Consider the following 19,567-nt stretch of genomic DNA (forward strand, 5'->3'; position numbering starts at 1 on the left):
ATAGAAGACTTTAAGATAGGAAGGAAGGGAAAAGGATTATCCTTTAAACACGTATGTGCGACTTCCTTTTGTTTTTGTTTTGACTCGAAACACTCCGCCAGCATACGGAAACTGCTTTAGTTCTTCTTCACTCATATTGGTTCGTGCCGTTGTAATATAGAGTTCGTTTCGTTCTTTTCCACCAAATACGCATGACGTTACGTTGAGCGCCGGTACGTTAACTTCTAGCAGTCTTTCACCTGTATCTGGGTTCCATCTTGTTACTTTAGAACCTCCCCAATGAGCAATCCATAGATTTCCCTCTACATCGCTCGTCATTCCATCAGGCATGCCTTCCCCATCAGGAATCGTAATCACTTCAACAGGATTGCGGATATCCCCAGTGGTGAGATCATAGTCATAGCGAACGACCTTTTTCGTTGGCGTATCTATAAAATACATGTAGCGAGTATCCGGTGACCAGGCAAGACCATTCGACGTACTCACATGGTCGATTTTTTTCGTCACTTCGAGGTTTTCATCAAGGCAATAGAGTGCGCCTTCTCCTTTTAAACCTTCTAGATGCGTCGTTCCAGCCCAAAATCGGCCAGCAGGATCACATTTCCCATCATTAAAACGGTTATGAGGTAAATGACTCTCGGGATCAGTGATGGCATCTACATTCTCCGTGGAAAGGTTCATAGCATAAAAACCGCCAGCCATCGCCATGACAAGACCGCCGGACTCTCGTGGAGCAATCGTGCCTACCATTTGCTCCTGCTTCATCTCGATATTCCCAGCGGTCATTGGGTTATAGGCATGAACCTTCTTACCTTCAATATCAACCCAATATAGTAGCTGCTTCTGATCGTCCCATGATGGCCCTTCCCCAAGTATTGCGCGTGCATCAATCACTAGTGTCGCTTCCAATCTAATTCCTCCTTAGCTAGTAAATACTTCTCTATACTCTATACCCTCTTTCATTGTAATTACCTTATCATTGATACTTCTTTCAATGTAATTTAATTTCACATAAACAACCTTCACGTTTACCAATAAGAAAAACAGGCTTTAACAAGAAGCCTGTTAGACTCATTACTTATCGTCTTTATTCTACCGTCATTTCTTGACTTAATTTTTCTCGAAGCGCACGTTTCAGAAATTTCCCTACAGATGTTTTGGGGATTTCGACCATAAATATCAACTCGTCCGGGATCCACCATTTTGCGAATTGAGAGGATACGCTAACTAATTCATCTTTTATACTTTCATCGTATCCTTCTTGTAAGACCACACAAGCAACCGGTCGCTCTTGCCACTTTTCATGTGGAACTGCAATCACGGCTGCTTCATATACGGCATCGTGTGTCATGAGGGCGTTCTCAAGGTCCACAGATGAAATCCACTCGCCACCGCTTTTAATCAAATCTTTTGTGCGGTCTGTAATTTGGATGTACCCACTCTCATTCAATTTTGCAATATCTCCTGTATAAAGCCACCCATTTCTAAACGTATCCTTTGTGCGTTCGTCTTTATAATATTCATGTGCTACCCATGGTCCACGTACAATCAATTCGCCCATCGTCTTTCCATCCCATGGAACATCGCCGTTTTCATTAATGACGCGAACGTCTAGCCCGGGAATAACAAGACCCTGGGAAGCACGGGTGTCCACTTTATCTTCTAGTGAAATGTTGTCCATCTCACTCGTCAGCGTTGAAAGGGATACGAGCGGACTTGTTTCAGTCATGCCATACCCTTGAATAAACGGCACATTATGCTTCTCTTCAAATGCTCGAATAATATTCTTTGGTGCAGCTGAACCACCACATACAACCGCTCGTAAACTACTAATATCATAATTCTCTTTTTCAAGGAGATTAATAAATGCTAACCAGATCGTCGGGACTCCTGCCGTTAGAGTAACCTTCTCTTCTTCGATAAGAGACGCAATCGCCTGAGGCGTCATATTCGGTCCGGGTAGTACTAGCTTTGTTCCAAACCAAACGGATGCGAAAGGTAAGCCCCAAGCATTCGCATGAAACATCGGTACGATCGGCATGCACACATCACGTTCTGACAGCGCTAGTGAATCAGCTAGACCAGTTGCCATACTATGAAGCACGATCCCTCTATGGGTATAAACAACTCCTTTTGGATTCCCTGTTGTAGCTGACGTATAGCACATCCCAGCAGGAGTGTTTTCATCAAGATCTTCTGGAAATACGAATTCCTCATCCGCCTCTTTTAATAACTCTTCATATGAGTAAATAGGTGATAATGTCGTTTCTGGCAGCGTATCTTTATCAGACATAATAATATATTTCTCAACAGTTTTGAGTTCTGACTGAACCTTTTCAATCAACGGTACGAGATCTTCATCTACTAAAAGGATTTTATCTTCGGCATGGTTGATCACGTAGGCTACATGCTCAGGTGATAAACGGATGTTTACCATATGAAGAACCGCACCTGTGCACGGTACAGCGAAATACGCTTCCAAATGACGGTGAGTGTTCCAAGCAAAAGTTGCTACCTTATCGCCTTTTCCCATCGATAGCTTGGACAAGGCATCTGCTAATCGTCTCGTCCGCTTCCCGTACTCGCCATATGTAAATCTCTGTACACCGCTTAGCGTCCTCGATACGATCTCCTTTTTAGGGAAATAGCGCTCTGCTCTGTTTAGTAGGCCTGTTAATGTTAATGGGGTATTCATCATGTTTTATCACACTCCTTTATTAGTTGTTGAAACTGTTCGTGCACGATTGCTTGGTAGGCTGGAGCATTTGGATATGTGGAAACAATTAGCTTCTCTTCACCTTTCGAAAAAAGACCTCTAGTTTCTCCATATGAATGACCGAGAACCTCTTCGATCGTCAATACCGGGAACAGGCAACAATCGTGTTTCTGACCAAATACCTCCCAGTCTTTCATCGTCCCCTCACGGAAAAGCGCTTTCATCTTTCTGTAAACAGTGCTGTCGATCGTTTCAAAAGCGAGCGCTTCCCAATTTTCTTTATTAACTCCCTTACAGAAGTTCATCCAGAACTGCGGTTCAAGCGCAGCAAGCGACATAAACCGGTCATCTTTTGTCCGATACAGATGATAACAAACAACGCTTCCTTCTAGAAAAGGTGGGCCATCTTTTTTGTTACTTTCCATTTGATAGCCAGCGTGTGACGTGAGCATCGCTTGAAATGTATCGTTTAAAGCCACGTCTAAGTAGCTTCCTTTACCTGTTCGTTCTCTGTGAAATAGTGCAGAACTAATTCGTTCTACAGCAACGAGTCCTCCCGTGTAATCTGCTGTAGTAAAGGTTGGATGAACAGGATCATTATGATCATCCACATATTGAGATAGTAGCCCTGATAGCGCCTGGTAATTTAAGTCATGACTACCGAGATGAGCATACTCTCCGCTTTGGCCAAATCCGGATAAGGAACAGTACACCATGTCTTCTTTTATTTCTTTCAAGGTTTCATAGTCAAGACCAATTCGTTTCATTACACCTGGTCGAAAGCTTTCGATAATTACGTCTATCGATTTGATTAGCTTATAAAGAGCTTGAACGTTCTCATCCTTCTTGAGGTCAACCATGATACTCTTTTTGTTACGATTATTCGTTTCGTATACAAGACCACCTGCTAAGTGACGAGCTGGATCTCCGGTTGGCGGCTCTACTTTTATGACTTCTGCCCCCATATCAGCTAATCTCAGCGTAGCGTATGGACCGGGCAGGTTTTGCGTAAAATCAAGAACCCGAATCCCTTCTAACATCACGTATACCAACCTCCATTAATGTGAAGAACTTGTCCGTTCGTATAATTGGATAACGGAGAAGCGAGGTAGAAAATCCCTGCAGCTGCTTCTTCTGCCGTTCCGGCACGCTGCTGTGGAATCGACTGTTCGAACATCTTTTTCACCTTTTCAGGAATGCCAACGGCTACACCATTCACAGTCTCACCTTTTTCTTTCGATTGTGTGAGTCTCGTATCGATTAATCCAAATGCTACAGCATTACAATTGATATTAAACGGTCCCCACTCTTTAGCGACTGTTTTCGTTAAGCCAATCATCCCCGCTTTAGCAGATGAATAATTTGCCTGACCAACGTTTCCCATCACCCCTGCAACCGATGACACATTAACAATTTTTCGATAGGTAGCTTCTCCGTTCGCAATCTCCTTTTTCGCTGCGTCTCTCATATAAGGTGCTGCGGCACGAGTAAGTTTAAATGGAGCAATAAGATGGATGTCTAGCATCGCTTGAAATTGCTCGTCTGTCATTTTATGAATCAAGTTATCCCATGTGTAACCAGCATTATTTACGAGAATATCTACACTGCCAAATTCTTTTGCAGCTGTCTCCATAATAGAAGTTGAAAAATCACCATCTGTTACATCACCTGGAAAAGCAATCGCGTTTCCACCTAACTCGTGAATCTCTTTTACAACTTCTGCAGCAGGTTCTTCATCTTTGTCCGATACAACTACTCGTGCACCCGACTCTGCTAATTTCAGGGCGACCGCTCGTCCAACTCCTCTTCCTGATCCTGTTATAATAGCTACCTTATTTTTAAGCATTCTTTTCCTCCTTAGATACATGAAACGTACCAGCTAATTTTCTTTCTTTATTCTCGTTCATTACCTCAACCTCGCAGATTAGGAGGTCATCCCGTTCTTCTTTAATGAATCCTTTTACTGTTAGTTCTTCACCTGGGAAAGTCATTTTCTGAAAGCGAACACTGAAATTCTTAATCTGATCATGATTGAACCAAGTCGTTATTGCTTGACCAGCCATCCCCATAATTAACATCCCATGCGCAATAACATCTGGTAAGCCTGCTTCTTTCGCAACAGGTACGACCGTATGAATCGGGTTGAAATCACCTGATGCTCCTGCATACCTTACAATTTGACTGTGGGTAATTGGCGCTTTTATAAGTGGTTGTAATTGAGCCATAGTCGTATCCTCCTATCGTTCGATGACAACTGACGTAGCCAGCAACACCGTTTCACTTGCATCATCTTTATAGATCGTCTCAAGTGTAAATAATTTCATTCCCCTTTTTTCTTTCTGATCGACAACTTTCATTACAGCTGAAATAACATCCCCCGCACATATTGTTTTCTTGTAATCATAGCTTTGTTCACCATGAAGGACTTTTAACGGATTTACTTCAAGTAATGCGATTAACGTCTCAAAGTCTGCTCCTCCCCACATATCAATCACAGTTGGAAATGTGGGCGGGATCGGAACATCCCGATACCCCTTCTCTTTCGCAAACTCTGAATCTGTATAAAGAGGATTAGAATCACCTATCGCACTCACAAATTCACTAATTTTCCCTCTTTCAACTGTGAATGTAAACGGCTTCGTTTCCGTGCCTACTTTGTTCTGTACAGTACTCATTATTCGTCCCCCCTCTATAACCCCATATTTTTTGCAATAATGGTTTTCATAATTTCATTTGTACCTGCATAGATCGCAGACACTGGGATATCTCGAAACCGCCTCGCAATCTTGTATTCTTCCATATAGCCATAACCGCCATGTAACTGAAGGCAGCGTTGTGAGATATCTTTTGCCATATCCGTTAACCAATATTTTGCCATCGATACTTTCGTTACAATATCTTCTCCTTCGATATGATCAGCTACTAGAGAATCAAGGAATGTGCGGCCAATTTCAACCTGCGTTTGCATCTCCACCATCTCGAACTGGATATGCTGAAATTTCGAGATACTCTGACCGAATGCTTTCCTTTCCTGGATATACTTCATCGTCATCTCAACCATATCTTCAGCTGCTACCTGTGCTGCGATTGCCACTAGGAGACGCTCCTGTTGAAGCTTATCCATCAAATAAAGAAACCCTTTGCCTTCTTCTCCAAGTAGATTCTCCTTTGGTACACGACAATCTTCAAAGAATAACTCAGCCGTATCCTGACTATGAAGTCCCACTTTGTTCAGCTTACGTCCTCTTGAAAAACCAGGTGTATCACGTTCAACTACAAGTAAACTAACCCCTTTATGTGCAGGAACCGCTTTCGGATCCGTTTTACACGCAACGAGAACAAGATCTGAGTGAATACCATTCGTAATAAACGTTTTCGAACCATTTAGAACGTAGTGGTCGCTTTCTAGGATAGCTGTTGTCTTAATATTAGCGAGATCAGATCCTGTTCCTGGTTCAGTCATCGCAATGGCTGTGATCGTTTCTCCGGATACGCATTTAGGAAGCCAACGCTGCTTTTGCTCTTCAGTTCCAAACGACTCAAGATAAGGAACAACAATATCATTATGCAGCCCAACACCGACTAGGCCTGATCCAACCCGCTCTAATTCTTCATTTATAATAACCGCGTATCCCCAATCCGCATCAAGGCCACCATAGGCTTCTGGTAGTGTGGGACAGAGATACCCCTGTGCAGCTAATTTATCCCAGAATTCCCTTGGTATCATACGATCTTCTTCCCACTGTTCAAAAAATGGCTCAGCTTCTTTAGCTAGGAATTTTCGAAGCGATTTTCGAAACGCTTCATGATCTTTCGTTAAATACGAATGTTTCATAATTTAGTAGCTCCTTCGTTAAGATAGTTCCTTACCAACGATCGAAATAAATGATACGCACTGCCATGGATATCCGCCCAAATTATGAGTTAGTCCAATTTTCGGATCACCAAGCTGCCTCTTCTCCGCTTTCCCCTGGAATTGCAAATACATCTCATAAAGCATTCGGAGACCGCTTGCACCAATCGGATGACCAAAAGATTTCAATCCGCCGTCAGGGTTCACAGGTAAGTCCCCAGTTAAGTCAAAGCGACCATTTTGAACATCCTTCCATCCTTCTCCTCGTTCGCTAAAGCCAAGATCTTCGTAAATAACAAGCTCTGTTGGTGTGAAACAATCATGCACCTCAGCCATATCGATTTCTTTTCTTGGATTTTTGATTCCAGCTTGTTTATAAGCCTCTTCTGCAGCTTTTACATTCTCTCGTATACTCGTAAAATCAAATTCCTGTGTGAGCATGCCTTCACCAGGTCCTGCAGCGATACTTAACGCTTTCACATACATCGGATCCTCACGATACTTCTTACTATCTTCTGTTCGAACAATGACAGCAGCAGCAGCACCATCGGCAACGCCAGAGCAATCTAGTACACCAAGCGGAGCTGCAATGAGCGGTGAATTCATGATAGTTTCCATCGACATTTCCTTCTGATACTGTGCTTTAGGGTTAAGCGCACCATTCGCATGGTTTTTCCATGCAATTCTCGAAAGCACTTCTTTTCCTTGTTTTGTGTCTAACCCATAGCGATGAAAGTAAGCAGGTGCTAGAAGGGAAAAAGAAGCAGGTGCTGTAATATTCGGCGCTGTTCCATCTCCCGGAGAAGCATTCATAACAAGACCGCTGTATCCAGAGTCTTTTAACTTCTCAACGCCTACGACAAGTGCTACATCATACGCACCTGATGCAACAGCATAACTCGCATTTCGAAATGCTTCGGATCCAGTTGCACACATATTTTCAACACGGGTAATCGGTATATAATCACTCTTCAATGCACTAGAGAGCGTTGTTCCTGCATAACCCGAATCCATAGTGCCAATCCACGCTGCTTCTACATCCTTTAACTCAATTCCAGCATCTTGCAACGCTTCATATGCAGCTTCAATCATTAAATCATCCGCACTTTTGTCCCAATGTTCAGTGAATTTAGTACATCCCATGCCAACGACTGTGACCTGATCGTGTATTCCTTTACGACTCATGATGATCTCCTCTCTTTGGAACCACCTTCCAGAAATAATTATGAATGCCACCAGCTTCATAAAGCTTTCGGAAGCTAAACTCAACCTCAATACCGATTGAAATGTCTTCAGGCTTGCAGTCCGTTACCTGAGCCAGCATACGACTTCCACCTTCAAAATCGACAACGGCGAATATGCTCGGAGGTGAAACACAGCTTGCTAAATAGTCAACTGTATACGTAGCAACAGTCGCTTTCTTTCCTTGTAATGAGAACGGTGTCATTTCGTCTCTTTGATGACACTTTACACAGACGCGTTGCTTCGGAAAATAATTTTGGCCACAGCTCTCACACTTCGATCCAACGAGGCCTATGTTTTGTTCTTGATTTCGTTTAAGTGCAGGTGCAGAAGGAGTAGGAGCCCCAGGGCGCCTTCCTTCATCTACCTCGAACAATTCGTACCATCTAGCATATTCACTATACGATACGCTTTCATTTGCTGTGCTTTCAGAATAAGATAGCGGATGATCGGACTGATAAGATGTTAGCTCTTCTGTCGTTTTTAAGACTAGACCATCACAGCCATCTCCTACTTGAAGCCAAAGAATCTTTTGATCTGGTTTGCTTTCTGAAAGCACCTTTGACACCATTAAAGGACCGTTAGCGGTACCAAGATGTCCGATAGTATTATCTTTCATAGCACTAATTTGCTTGCTATCTACTCGTAATGCTTTCGTTAGATTAATAGACAACTTTTGACTTGGCCCTGAAATAACGACATGATCGACTTCATCTAGGGCAATTTCCGCTGTGGATAGTACTTCGTTTGCGCACGCTATTACTGCTTCAGCAGCAGCATGAGCGACAAAACGATCTTCCCATTGCCGTATAAAGACATCTGTAGACGTTCGCCATTGGCTCACTGTGTCACTTGAGATGTGAGCACTTGCTATCAATTCTGCAATTACCCCAGTACCTTCTCCTAGCATAAAAGACACAGCTCCTGCACCCATTTCATCTTCGAGAGAGCTCTTTGGCTTTGTGAAACGACGGTCTGACATGCTAAGGAGAACCGGTCCTTCTTCAACCGCATCAAGCCCTGAAAGGAATGCATTTGTTGCTGCTCGTAACCCGTTTCCATAGTCAATCGTTCTTGTTGAAGCAGGCAATTGAAGCGCTTTGGAAATCGTTACACTACTTAACTTTTCCTGATAAGGGGATGTGGTAGATGCAAAATAAATGGCTTTCGGATTTCGTTTTCTAAATGGTAATGAAGCATTAACAGCCATCGTCAAACTGTCTTCATCATAATGTGCGACGGCTTTTGTTCCTTTACCACCATAACTGCCGTGGAAGCTAGCAACTTCCTCTTTAGCGAGACGATGGTGCGGCAGATACACCTGATATGCGAGAATTCCTTTCATTTTCATCCTCCTTTACTTTTGCGTTTGCTCTTTGAATGTTTCACGCAGTTGGAACTTAAGGATCTTTCCAGATGCGTTTCGCGGCAATTGCTCTACAATAAATAGCTTTCTCGGAACTTTATACCCTGCGAGCGATTGACGGCAGAACTTCTGAAATTCATCTTCATCAATGGCCTCACTAGGCTTTGGTACGATAACGGCTGCAACCATTTCTCCCCAAACTTTATCTGGAATTCCGATTGTTGCTGCTTCAAGCACCTGTGGATGCTCATACATCACTTCTTCCACTTCAATCGAATAGACATTCTCACCACCAGAGATCATCATATCTTTCTTTCGGTCAACAATCGTAATAAATCCTTCTTCATCGATCTGTGCTAAATCACCGGTATGAAGCCAACCTCCTTCAAATGCTTTCTTTGTTTCTTCCGGCTTTTTATAGTATTCTTTCATAATGGTTTCGCCGCGAAGTACTAGTTCACCTACTCGTCCGACCTGAACATCCTGCATACTTTCATCTACAACCCTTGCTTCTGTAAAGAAGAAAGCTTTCCCACCGCTTCCAAGCTTAGTTGCATGATCTTCTGGCATTAGAATAATGCCACCAGGACCCCCTTCAGTTAATCCGCATAAATTATAAAATTGATCCATTTTAAACAATTCAATGCTTTGCTTGACGATTTCTGGTGCCATAGGTGCTGCACCATAAGCACATCGCGTAATGGAAGAAAGATCATAATTCTCTTTATTTGGTACTTGCAGAAGGTGAGTGTACATCGCTGGAACCCCAAAGAAAAAGGTAATTTGTTCTTTCTCAATCGTTTCCAATGTAGAAACAGGATGAAAATCGCGGTGAATAACGTGTGTCGCCCCAAGAAAGAAACCGGTAACCATAAATAAATTAAGCTGAGCAGAATGGAAGAGCGGCGCGATATGTAGAAAACGATCTTTGGGATTTAATCCAAGCCCCGCTAGCATAATAATTCCAACATTCATCACCCGCTTGTGATCGAGCAAAACCCCTTTTGGGCGACCTGTTGTACCTGATGTGTACAAAATTTCCACATCGTCGTGTTCCTCAACCGTCACCTGTGGTTCACCTCTATCTTCAGAGAGAATCTCATTGATAGTATAATGATCCGGAAAAGGTGAATTTGATGTACAGATCACGTGTTGAATAACAGCGCTTCTACTTTCCTCAATGTTCTCCGCGAATTCATCGTCACAGAATACAAACGTCGCATCTGACTGCTCAAGAATGTACCTCACTTCCCTGCTAACTAGCCTAAAATTGATCGGGACCAACACAGCACCGATCTTTGCTGCAGCATAGAAACAAATGGCATATTGATCGGAGTTCTTCATCATCAGGGCCACTTTGTCGCCCTTTTGAACATTCAGGGAAAGTAATCCATTTGCAAGCTGGTTTACTCTTTCGTTGAACTCTTGATACGTATACCTCTTATCACCATAGATGATCGCTTCTTTATCTGGATGTCTCCTTGCATTCATTGCCATTGTGCTTCCGATATTCATGCGTTAACTCCCCCTATTCTTCTTTCTGATTTTTTAATACAACTTTGACTGTAGCATGACAAACCTCACGATCAGATCCATTCAGGATCGAGATCATAATCGTCAAAAGACCTCTGTTGTTTGAAAGCGGCTGTTTGTCCTTGACTGTAAAGTGACCAGTTAATTCATCTTCAGGTCGAACTGGTTCTTTCCAGATAATACTCTCCGCCCCCACGCCTCCTAAACAATCCGTCCCAAGCACATCCATACCGATAAACTTGGTCCAAACAACAGAGATTGTGTGAAATCCTGACGCAATAATTCCGTTATAAGGGCTATTCATCGCTTTCCCTTCATTTACATGGAAATATTGCGGATCATAACGTGTTGCGAAGTCGAAAATATCATCTTTTGTAACCCTCACAGACTCAGTCGTGAAAGACTGTCCATCATAAAATGTAGAAAAATCCATGATCTACGTCTCCTTTCAGCCTTACTTCAGTTAAATGCAAGAACTGTGCCAATCTCCTTCCTCAACCGAATCCCCTACAGAAAAGCATTCTCGAGGAGCTACTAGTAGAAGCAGTGTACACATCCCGGACAAATAGAAAAAAAGTGTCCATATTCTGGACACTTTCCTAAACAACTATGAATACTTTTTAAGTTTTTCATAAAGAGAAGATCGACTGATTCCGAGAATCTCGGCTGCTTTCGATTTATTTCCGCTGCTTTTCGCTAGCGCCTTTTCAATCGCTTCCCATTCATAATCCATTCGAGTTTCTTTCTGTGCATAGCGACTTTCCTCTATCGACCGAAGCATATACTCAGGTAGATCTTCTTTTTGTATTTGTCCACTTTCAGCAAACGTCATCGCTCGTTCCATCACATTACTTAATTCCCTCACATTGCCTGGCCAGTGGTACGATTTCATATAAGTTAAGGCATCATTTTTTACCGCTGTCACACTCGTTCCTATGATTGAATTAAAAGATTCCATAAAGTGCTCGATTAAACGCTCAATATCATTTGGTCTATCCCTAAGAGGCGGAATTTGAAGGGAGATGACATTTAATCGATAATACAAATCTTCTCTAAACTTCCCTTCAGCCACAAGATCTTCAAGCGGCTGATTAGTTGCTGCGACAATCCGCACGTCAACGTTAACACGGCTTGTTCCACCAACACGGTAGAATTCTTTTTCCTGAAGAACACGAAGCATTTTAGCTTGCAGAGAAAGCGACATATCACCAATCTCATCTAGAAAAAGAGTTCCACCGTTAGCTAAATCAAACTTACCAATCTTCCCTTTATGCGCAGCACCAGTAAATGCACCGTCTTCATAACCAAAGAATTCTGATTCAAGCAGTTGTTCTGGAATCGCCGCGCAGTTTACAGTGACTAACGGTTTCAGTTGCCGTCCGCTTGAGGAATGAATCGAATGAGCGAAAAGCTCTTTGCCCGTACCACTTTCACCACGAATTAAGATGGTGGATAATCCCTTCGCTGCTTTCGTTGCGGTACGAACGAGCTTCTTCATATTTTCATCTCTAGTTATGATCTGTTCCCAACGGAATCGACTCGAGTCCTTCTGCTTTAATTGCTCTTTATAATAGTCGACTTGATTCTCCATCAGCTCTAATTTCTTAAATACTTTCTTAACATCATCAATCTGTCGGTATGTAACCTTTCCTATTGCGCCAATGACTTCATTATCCTGGACGATTGGAATACGATTAACAATGTATTTAATGCCTTTTATTTCTAAGAAATCACTTACTTCTGCATGTTGTGATTGAAACACGGATAGAAGATTTAACTGTGGGAATACCTCATTAACGTGCTTCCTCATTGCCTTGTTTCTATCAATTGAAAAAAGCTCACACAAAGGCGGACTCACCATCTGGATATTCCCCTTTTTGTTCACCATAACAATACCGTCATACGCATGCTCCATTGCTTTATCTAATAAACCTTTTAATCCCTGCACTGTTTTCAATTCAGAAGCCATTTCCTCCACTTCTGAAACATCCTGCATGAATAGGATATATCCCTTTTCATTTAATTCTCTATCAAAATTTGATGCACGAACAATGAAATGGTTGCCTTCCATCTGAACTTGTTTTACCATTCCATTCTCTACTTCTGGAAAGAACTCAAGACTACAAAGTCCATCAAGCTCTTCTTTATTTAAAAACTGCTTTGCTTGTTCATTACTATAGATGATCGTAGAATGTTCATCGGTCATGATCGCACCTAGGTGAGAGGAATCTAGAATCTGTTCAAGCATGTGAGATAACGATTTCGTCTGCTCAAATAGCGCACTAATCATATCTGTTTTTGTAAACAATCCAATCGGTTTTAAATGTTGATCAATGACAATCCCTGTACCGACATGGCTTTGTTTCACCAAGCTTTCTACTTCACGGTAAGGAGTAGTATCATTAAGTGTAACAACATCCCTAACAACGTACGGATCAATCGAATCATTCGATTGCCCTCCAGAAATAATCATATCTGATAGCGAAGTTCTGGTAAAAACACCATAAAGCTCATCTTGTTTTGTAACGACAGGGACAACATTTATTTTGAACTGCTTCATTAGAATGACAGCTCTACCTAACGTATCACCTGTTATGAGTGTTTCAGAAATTGGAGTCATTATATCTCGGAGAATCATATGTATCCCCTTTCATAATCTCTTATGTCATAATCACACTTAAACTAGATTCGAGAAGCTGAGTCGTTCCCCCTGCAGGTACCCGATATTCTCTACCAACCTAAAAAAGTACACTTCACAAAGGAAGTGTACTTTCTAACATTAAATTAGAAACGGATTAGCCAAATCAGTCCACTGGTATTTCTGTCCCCAGCTCTCTTTCGAAAGTGTTGTCACTCGTTCAATAACATCAGCTGGCACAGCTGCTAAATCTCCCATTTCATTCGGATTGTAATGATACGCATATACGCGAGATAGGAATTGGTCAAATGGAAGGGATGCTTCCCCTTCTTCCTCTCCGTTATTTCTAACGGTCGATTTAATGCCCTGTCCCCAGTCCTGACCACTATCATTATTTGGATTATAGAAATAAACTCTAACATTTCCTGACTCATCTTGTGCTATTCGCTGAATGGATATCGCATGCAAGCCAAGTAGATCAGCGTTAGCTGTTGTAACAAATATGCCAACCGGATTCGGATAGATCAGCTGGTGACCTTCATTGAATTCAGGATGATGCGTTGCATAAAACAATCGGGCGAAATTCTCGTAATCAGAAACGCCGCCTGTGACCGGGTTAATGACTGACGAAAATTCCTTCATAATCCACTGACCATAGAATTCAGGATTAACAAATTTATGTCCATCCTCGCCACGGAACGTACTTCGTTTCATCATTTCATCATATACGCGATCAAGGTGAGGTACGAGAATAAGTGATACCGCATCAAGTTCTTTATGCAGATCTGGCGCAAGCCCCCCAGCAATAAGAGAAGAATTAATTTCTGCGCCTTCAAACGAAATATCCACTTCACCATCACGACATGCTCTCGCAACTAATTCTAAAAGGAATCCAGGATCATGCTGAGACCACAGGCTAATACCCCTCGCAGATTGGCACGTCGGATTCATCCCCTGCCCGATTCCGAGCGGCTGTCCTAGAACGCTCAGTATGCCTGAAAGCAGGATTCCAACAGGCGTCAAATCATCAGGATTATTACGAGAATCCATCAAGTCTTTCTCTACTTCAGGAAGCATATCGATTTCGATAATTCTCTCAAGTCCTGGAATAACAGGTGGTGATGATAGTACACCTCTCTCAAGCATTCTAGCAAGACCATAGAGTGATTGAGAAGTTGCAGGATAAATAGCCAATAATATGAGCTCTTTCACTAATGTAAAATGCTCATTTAAGTTCGCTTCACCCTTCTCAGTTAGTCCAAGTGAAAGGACAAGTAAATGACTTGCATCTTCTTCCGCTAAGAAACGGACTAAGTTCGCGTGTACTGGCGATACAAGTCCTGTGTCTCGCATAACATCAGCAAATTTCTCCGCTTCTAACTCCCTCTCCATATCTGACAAGGCATTAAATTCATTTCTAAATTGTGCAAAGTCCGGGTATGCTTTGCTTAATTCCGTTGGTGCACTAACGCTATCAAGGTAAAGCTGGATATTTTCTCGCCCCAGTGGATCAAGATCATCTGACGTGAGAAGATTTTCAGCAAATCCAATCATTTCTTTAATTCGCTTCACCATAATAGGACGCTGTGCTGTCAAACGATCAATTTCATTTACTAAAGTTGATGATAAAGCTCCAAGGGACAATTGCTCCGCTAGGTATTGGAAAAGAAAAATCCCCCTCTTTTGCTCTTGAGTTTGATTAATTCGTGCTTCCTCTGTTTCAGGGGGAAAAATCATATCAAGATTAAGCGCCATAATTTTATTTAGAAAGGTGCGAGCTTCATCTGCAGTTAGATTCGAGTGTTGGTAATCACCTTTAGCAATCGCAAGTACTCGAAGCTCACTTAATACTTCTAATATTGAATAGTTGCCTTCAACTTTGAACGAACCACCAACAAGCGGTCCCTGTAACTTACGCGGGTTCTCCCAAGGTCCACCTTCAAAAATCCCTGCTTGATCATACTCCGCTGCCAACTGGTAAAGATCTTCTAATTTATTTTGATCTATGAGAACGGCAGCGTCTGATAAAAGTTCTTCTAACACAACTGGATTTTGACGATTTTCCTTAAATGACTGAAGAGTACTCGCAAACTTTTGCTGTTCTGAATTTGAAAATGATCTTTCCATTTCCATACATCCCCCAATATTTTCAAGATAGCTATTTGTACCCCAATACCAGGAAAAGAAACCGCTTCTAATTACCTATTTATTATAGAGTATGAAGGAAATCGCAGATAAGATGAGATAAACATAGGTATGCCAACTTTTTTGCAAATAAAAATATATTTTTGCGGATATATCCCGAAATTCGAAGATATTCAATTAACCCATAAACCATTTCGATTTCATGCATGAATGGGCAAAGCGCTCTTACTCCCGTATAATAAGGACAACACGAAACAAGGAGGGCCAAATCAATGAAGAAGAGCATCGAATTACATAAGGAAACATTTCTAGAAGAGCTTCAAGAATTCTTGAAAATCCCTAGCATTTCAGCCGTATCAGATCACAAATCTGATGTTGAAAAGGGCGCTAAATGGGTTGCAACTGCTTTAGAGAAAACGGGTATGGAGAATATTGAGGTAATTGAAACGGATGGCCATCCGATCGTCTATGCTGACTGGCTTCATGCAGATGGGCAACCAACCATTCTCATCTACGGACACTATGACGTGCAACCTGCTGATCCTCTTGATCTTTGGGAAACACCGCCTTTCGATCCCGTTATCCGTGACAACAAACTATTTGCACGTGGCGCAACGGATGACAAAGGGCAGTTGTTCATCCATATGAAAGCAGTGGAATTACTGATGAAAGAGAACGGTAAACTACCCGTGAACGTAAAATTCTGTATTGAAGGCGAAGAAGAAATTGCCAGCCCTAATCTTGGTCCATTTATCACAGATCATACAGAAAAGCTTGCTGCTGATGCTGTTGTGATTTCTGATACTTCATTTATTAAAGAGGGACTACCCGCTATCTGCACATCTCTTCGAGGTGCACTTGCAATGGAAGTTAACGTAAAAACGGCGAATACAGACCTACATTCAGGCGTCTATGGTGGAGGTGTGCCAAACGCGGTTCACTCTCTAGTCTACCTTCTTGATAGCCTTCACAATCAAGATGGCACAATTGCTGTTGAGGGTTTTTATGAAGGTGTGCCGGAAGTAACGAATGAGCTAAGAGAAGAAATTGCTCAGATTCCTTCGGATGAGGAAGAAATGAAGAATGACCTTGGTTTAACAGCTTTATTTGGAGAAGAAGGTTTCTCGTTTAAAGAACAAACGGGTATTCGCCCAACACTTGAGTTGAACGGCATTTCAGGTGGTTACCAGGGTGATGGAATTAAGACGATCGTTCCATCAGAAGCAACTGGCAAAATTAGCTGTCGCCTCGTAGGTGAGCAGGATCCACAGCGCGTTTATGAACAAATTGAAAAACATCTTAACGAAAATCTACCAGCAGGTACAACGATGACAGTGAATCAATTTATTCAGGCACGCCCTGTCTCGCTTGATTCAAACGATCCAATGATTCAAAAGGCAGCTGACGCATATGAAGAAGTTTATGGTGTGCGTGCTCTTTTCCCTAAAGAAGGGGGCTCCATTCCAATTGTGGAAGTATTCGCCCGCGTCCTTCAAGCTCCAGTCGTTCTCATGGGCTTTGGCTTACCATCTGAAAATTTACATGCACCGAATGAACATTTTCACATTGAGAATTTCTCAAAAGGGATTGAAACAGTTTGTACCTACTTTAAGTCACTGTCATAATAATTGTTTCTAAACGGTGGGGTAATTTCCCCTTCAGGATGCTCGCTTTCCGCGGGGAGGGCGCTGAGCATCCTTCCGCTCCAATTAGCGAAGTTTGGTTTTCTATACAAAAATCCTCTAAAGCAACAATCTTCTAGAAAAGGACTTTTAGAAAAGACCTAAACGAAAAGAGAGGAGGCTCAATACGAGCCTCCTCTCTTTGTTTAGAAAGTAAGATAACCTTTTTTAACTCTTTTACTGTTCGAAGGCTGCTCCAGCCACTTCATACACTGAAGCTTTTCTTCCAATTTCGCTGCAACCTTCCATTCAATCCGATGCATCATGGTTCTCGCTTTATAAGGTGAGATACCAAAATGATTTGCCGCTTCATGATAAGGTGAATACTTCTTTAGAAGGTGAAGGTATTGATCTGGTGTTGCAGCAGATTCAATTAACCTTAACTCCAGTTCATCTATGAAATGATAAAGAGCCTTCTCCTTTTCTGGAAGTTTTGCCACGATATCACGAATGAGCATCTTCAATAAATGTACATTGCACTCCATCTTCTTCCCCTACCCTTTTACCAGCTTGACTTCTTCACTCCAGGAATTTGCCCCTTATGAGCATATTCCCGAAACGCAATTCTAGACATCTTAAATTTCCTTAAGTATCCCTTAGGTCGGCCTGACACTTCACAACGGTTGTTCAAACGGGTTGGAGATGAATCACGAGGAAGCTTACGCAGCGCTTCATAATCACCTTTCGCTTTTAGATCATTTCGAAGCTCAGCATATTTCATTACTAGTTCTTGACGCTTTTGTTCTTTAACTACTTTCGATTTCTTAGCCAAACTAATTCATTCCTTTCATCCATCACTATTTTATGCCGGTAGACTTACATTCGTACATCTATTAGGTACTTATCCACAGCAGAAGTTAAACATTGATTCTCATAAATCGTAAACATTACGTTTTGAATTATAATCCTCTATTCGTTATAACGCAAAGGATTGAACTTGTTTGTTATGTTCATTGATCCACTTCGCTTTAGCTTATATTAGAAAATACGTTTATCACTTCTATAGTTTCATCTCATTTAGACTAAATTAGCTTATTCTCCAATACCAATAACAGGACGACTGCACATGTGCTTATCTCAAGTCTTATTCGCATCACCATTCTTGAAACTTGTTCCTCCTAAAAGGGAATACTTACAGGTATGTCTAATTACTTATAAGATTGGAGAGTGGTGAAGATGAATGAAAAAGATTGGCTTAATGCAGCGATTCAATTGGCTTCAAAAAGCGTGAAGAAAAAAGGCGGACCATTTGGCGCCATTATTATGAAAGATGGCAAAGTCATTGGTGAAGGAACGAATCAAGTCACTACAAAGCACGATCCTACTGCTCACGCTGAAGTTGTCGCGATTCGTAATGCTTGTAAAAAACTTGACTCGCACCAACTTGATGGTTGTGTAATTTATACAAGCTGTGAACCCTGCCCAATGTGCCTTGGAGCAATATACTGGTCACGACTTGAAAAGGTCTATTTTGCTGCTACCCGACACGAAGCTGCTGCCGCTGGTTTTGATGATGCCGTGATCTATCAAGAAATCGAGAAAGAACCTGAACAAAGAAGGATCCCTTTTCACCACCTCGAACTGAAAAGCAAATTCGAACCATTCGAGAAATGGAAACAACAATTAGAAAGAATCGACTATTAATTAAGGATGTGCACTCTGCACATCCTTTTATCATTTATTTCGATCTAACACACAATACTCAACTCCCCTACCATTTATTAGTACATGCTAAATTCATATATCGAGCAATAAGCTCATAAGCATAGTGATGTATCTAATTCGCACAGGAGGGGATTTTGATGTCTGAAAAAAATTCAACGAAAGAAGATAACATTGTCAAGAAGACATCGAAGCAGGCAAGTGATCTTGTGAATAAATCCGCTGACACAGCGAATGATATTGTAAAATCTGTTAGTGGAGAAGGAGGTCTTGTTGGCAAAGCAGCTGATGCTTCGACTGACTTCATAAAAAATGTAAGTAAAACAGGAAATAAAGTGGTAGGCAAATCAGTTGATACCGCATCAAACGTAATCAAAGGAGCTTCTAAGAAGGTGTTTGGAAAGAAAAAAGATAAAGAATAATGAACAAATTGAAATGGCACCGGATAATTACGGTGCCATTTCAATTTGTTCTAATTAGAATTTACTCTAACTTCAATTTCATCTTACATAGATATCTAAAACTCATTCATACTTAAAATCTGACTCCATATATAGCTAAGTGTCAACGCTCCTATAACTATTTATTGATTGCAGCTTTTACACTAGTTATTTCCTTCTTTCGAATGAAGCGAAGACATATTTTTAATAGGGACACCAGCTTCTATATAGCTTCTTACAAGCTTCCAATTTCCTTGTACACCTTTTCGAAATGTATCAAAAAACACATT

At 41.6% G+C, this 19,567-nt stretch carries 17 protein-coding genes and 1 pseudogene; 3 read left to right on the forward strand and 15 right to left on the reverse strand.

What is annotated here, in order from left to right:
- Window positions 1–36: 36 nt before the first annotated feature.
- The 13 genes from AB986_RS09515 to AB986_RS09575 all read right to left on the reverse strand — a co-directional run bounded on the left by AB986_RS09515 (window position 37) and on the right by AB986_RS09575 (window position 15,475).
- The gene (locus AB986_RS09515) at window positions 37–909 is read right to left on the reverse strand and encodes an SMP-30/gluconolactonase/LRE family protein (RefSeq protein WP_152670954.1); all 873 of its coding nucleotides are present in this window, start codon (window positions 907–909) and stop codon (window positions 37–39) included.
- A gap of 178 nt (window positions 910–1,087) precedes the next feature.
- Window positions 1,088–2,698 carry a long-chain fatty acid--CoA ligase gene (locus AB986_RS09520; protein ID WP_048310586.1) on the reverse strand — a complete coding sequence of 537 codons (1,611 nt, stop codon included), beginning with the start codon at window positions 2,696–2,698 and terminating at the stop codon, window positions 1,088–1,090.
- The gene (locus AB986_RS09525; RefSeq protein ID WP_048310587.1) at window positions 2,695–3,756 is read right to left on the reverse strand and encodes a CaiB/BaiF CoA transferase family protein; all 1,062 of its coding nucleotides are present in this window, start codon (window positions 3,754–3,756) and stop codon (window positions 2,695–2,697) included. The genes AB986_RS09520 and AB986_RS09525 overlap by 4 nt, the downstream gene beginning before the upstream one ends.
- Window positions 3,756–4,562 carry an SDR family NAD(P)-dependent oxidoreductase gene (locus AB986_RS09530; RefSeq protein WP_236690343.1) on the reverse strand — a complete coding sequence of 269 codons (807 nt, stop codon included), beginning with the start codon at window positions 4,560–4,562 and terminating at the stop codon, window positions 3,756–3,758. Before AB986_RS09530 ends, AB986_RS09525 begins: the two co-directional genes overlap by 1 nt.
- The gene (locus tag AB986_RS09535) at window positions 4,555–4,941 is read right to left on the reverse strand and encodes a MaoC/PaaZ C-terminal domain-containing protein (protein WP_048310589.1); all 387 of its coding nucleotides are present in this window, start codon (window positions 4,939–4,941) and stop codon (window positions 4,555–4,557) included. The genes AB986_RS09530 and AB986_RS09535 overlap by 8 nt, the downstream gene beginning before the upstream one ends.
- A gap of 12 nt (window positions 4,942–4,953) precedes the next feature.
- Window positions 4,954–5,391: an FAS1-like dehydratase domain-containing protein gene (locus tag AB986_RS09540; protein ID WP_048310590.1), complete on the reverse strand. Its 438-nt coding sequence runs from the start codon at window positions 5,389–5,391 to the stop codon at window positions 4,954–4,956.
- A gap of 14 nt (window positions 5,392–5,405) precedes the next feature.
- The gene (locus AB986_RS09545) at window positions 5,406–6,551 is read right to left on the reverse strand and encodes an acyl-CoA dehydrogenase family protein (RefSeq protein ID WP_048310591.1); all 1,146 of its coding nucleotides are present in this window, start codon (window positions 6,549–6,551) and stop codon (window positions 5,406–5,408) included.
- An 18-nt stretch (window positions 6,552–6,569) separates the two neighbouring features.
- Window positions 6,570–7,754, reverse strand: coding sequence for an acetyl-CoA acetyltransferase (locus tag AB986_RS09550; protein ID WP_048310592.1), 1,185 nt, complete (start codon window positions 7,752–7,754; stop codon window positions 6,570–6,572).
- Window positions 7,744–9,156, reverse strand: coding sequence for an OB-fold domain-containing protein (locus AB986_RS09555; protein WP_048310593.1), 1,413 nt, complete (start codon window positions 9,154–9,156; stop codon window positions 7,744–7,746). Before AB986_RS09555 ends, AB986_RS09550 begins: the two co-directional genes overlap by 11 nt.
- A gap of 12 nt (window positions 9,157–9,168) precedes the next feature.
- Window positions 9,169–10,692 carry a class I adenylate-forming enzyme family protein gene (locus AB986_RS09560; protein WP_048310594.1) on the reverse strand — a complete coding sequence of 508 codons (1,524 nt, stop codon included), beginning with the start codon at window positions 10,690–10,692 and terminating at the stop codon, window positions 9,169–9,171.
- Between the two features lie 13 nt (window positions 10,693–10,705).
- Entirely contained in the window at window positions 10,706–11,143 is a 438-nt protein-coding gene (locus AB986_RS09565) for a MaoC/PaaZ C-terminal domain-containing protein (RefSeq protein ID WP_048310595.1), read from the reverse strand.
- Between the two features lie 174 nt (window positions 11,144–11,317).
- Window positions 11,318–13,348, reverse strand: a complete 2,031-nt coding sequence (locus tag AB986_RS09570; RefSeq protein ID WP_048310596.1) for a sigma-54-dependent Fis family transcriptional regulator — start codon at window positions 13,346–13,348, stop codon at window positions 11,318–11,320.
- Between the two features lie 141 nt (window positions 13,349–13,489).
- Entirely contained in the window at window positions 13,490–15,475 is a 1,986-nt protein-coding gene (locus AB986_RS09575; RefSeq protein WP_048311048.1) for a hypothetical protein, read from the reverse strand.
- 287 nt (window positions 15,476–15,762) lie between these two features.
- Between AB986_RS09575 and AB986_RS09580 the strand changes: the two are divergent.
- A pseudogene (locus AB986_RS09580) lies at window positions 15,763–17,118 on the forward strand (dipeptidase); the annotation flags it as partial.
- Window positions 17,119–17,321: 203 nt separating this feature from the next.
- Here AB986_RS09580 and AB986_RS09585 read toward each other — a convergent pair.
- Both AB986_RS09585 and rpsN read right to left on the reverse strand, forming a co-directional pair.
- Window positions 17,322–17,660 (reverse strand): hypothetical protein, encoded by a 339-nt coding sequence (locus AB986_RS09585; protein ID WP_048310598.1) that lies wholly within the window; start codon window positions 17,658–17,660, stop codon window positions 17,322–17,324.
- A gap of 17 nt (window positions 17,661–17,677) precedes the next feature.
- Window positions 17,678–17,947, reverse strand: coding sequence for a 30S ribosomal protein S14 (gene rpsN / locus AB986_RS09590; RefSeq protein WP_048310599.1), 270 nt, complete (start codon window positions 17,945–17,947; stop codon window positions 17,678–17,680).
- A gap of 404 nt (window positions 17,948–18,351) precedes the next feature.
- Between rpsN and AB986_RS09595 the strand changes: the two genes are divergently transcribed.
- Both AB986_RS09595 and AB986_RS09600 read left to right on the forward strand, forming a co-directional pair.
- A complete protein-coding gene (locus AB986_RS09595) occupies window positions 18,352–18,819 on the forward strand; it encodes a nucleoside deaminase (protein WP_048310600.1) in 468 nt (155 codons plus the stop codon).
- A gap of 158 nt (window positions 18,820–18,977) precedes the next feature.
- Window positions 18,978–19,259 (forward strand): hypothetical protein, encoded by a 282-nt coding sequence (locus tag AB986_RS09600; protein ID WP_048310601.1) that lies wholly within the window; start codon window positions 18,978–18,980, stop codon window positions 19,257–19,259.
- The last annotated feature ends 308 nt before the right edge of the window (window positions 19,260–19,567 follow it).

This window comes from Guptibacillus hwajinpoensis (assembly GCF_001039475.1).
GTDB classification, from domain to species: Bacteria; Bacillota; Bacilli; order Bacillales; family Guptibacillaceae; genus Guptibacillus; species Guptibacillus hwajinpoensis.